General features: G+C 34.0%; 2 protein-coding genes. Both read right to left on the reverse strand.

Annotated features, from left to right (window positions below; genetic code table 11):
• Window positions 1-47 precede the first annotated feature (47 nt).
• Window positions 48-902, reverse strand: a complete 855-nt coding sequence (locus CIL03_RS19310) for an IS3 family transposase (RefSeq protein ID WP_094887490.1) — start codon at window positions 900-902, stop codon at window positions 48-50.
• 26 nt (window positions 903-928) lie between these two features.
• Window positions 929-1,243 (reverse strand): transposase, encoded by a 315-nt coding sequence (locus CIL03_RS19315; protein ID WP_094887491.1) that lies wholly within the window; start codon window positions 1,241-1,243, stop codon window positions 929-931.
• Window positions 1,244-1,332: the final 89 nt, after the last annotated feature.

Below are 1,332 nucleotides of genomic sequence, written 5' to 3' on the forward strand. Positions count from 1 at the left end.
GTGCCTGTAGTCAAGCCCCCTAAAAATGGACAGAAAAAAATCGACAACTAAGCACCCTTTTTGTATTGTAAATAATATACTTGTGGAGAAATGAATCCAAGCCTTTTTTGGATTCGTTTCTCATTAAATCGCTTAATAAAAGATAATAAATCATGCTTATAAGACTTTCTTGAATAATTGGGATAGAAACACGGGAACTCCGTTTTAAGCTGTGAGAAAAAGCTTTCAATTACCGCGTTATCCCAACAATTTGCCTTTCTTGACATACTGGGAATAAATCTGAGTTCTTTACTCAAATTGTTATACACAAGTGATCTATAAACACTACCTTGATCACTATGTATTAGTACGCCTTCCAATGTTTTTAACTTTCGCTTTCTTCGGGCAGCTTCAATTGTATCCTCAATTAACTGCAGGTTTGGACTATCTGATATTTCAAAAGCAATAATCTCTCGGTTAAACAAATCCATTAATGCAGATATATAGAACTTGCGATTTTCTACCCATATTTCCGTCATATCTGTCACCCATTTTTGATTAGGATGTTCCGCATTAAAGTCACGTTCTAAATGATTTTCATAAACAAAACCAGCTGAACTAGACTTCGATTCTTTTGTCACTTTTTTGCGCCTTACTTTTGCCTTTAAGTTAGCTTCACGCATAATACGAGCGACTTTTTTATGATTTACAATTACACCTTTTGATTTAAGTTCTTTTGAGATACGCTTGGCACCATAAGTTCCGCTGTTAATGGTGTATACTCGTTTAATAAGGATTAAAAGTTCCTTATCCTCATTAGATACAGGTCTTTTTTCGCGCTTCAAATAAGCATAATAGCCACTTTTAGATACACCTATTACACGGCACAATAGCTCTACAGTGTATTTTCTTCCCTTTCTCAAAAAAGAAATAGCTTCATATTTCTTACTTACTCGTTCTCTTTGAGAAAGGCCTGGAACTTTTTTAGGATTTCATTCTCCAATTCTTTTTCTTTTAACTTCTTTTTTAATTCTATAATTTCTTTGCTTTCTTTGGCTTTCTTATTTTGATTAACGGAATTAGGGTTCATTAACCCTTCCTTACCATTTAAAAGATAAGCTTTACGCCAATTATTAACCGTATCCCGGTGTACACCGATTTCCTCAGCTACTTGAGCCACACTTCGATCATTCTCAAGGATATCTTTAACTACTTTCAATTTAAAATCGACACTTTTATGTGTATTTCTTTGATTTTTCCCCATTAAATAATCCCCCTATAAAAGTCTGTTATGACGTATTTTTATTATATCCTATTGTCCATTATAAGGGGGTTGTTCACTGTCACTTCCCG

Source organism: Virgibacillus indicus, assembly GCF_002266285.1.
GTDB classification, from domain to species: domain Bacteria; phylum Bacillota; class Bacilli; order Bacillales; family Amphibacillaceae; genus Virgibacillus_K; species Virgibacillus_K indicus.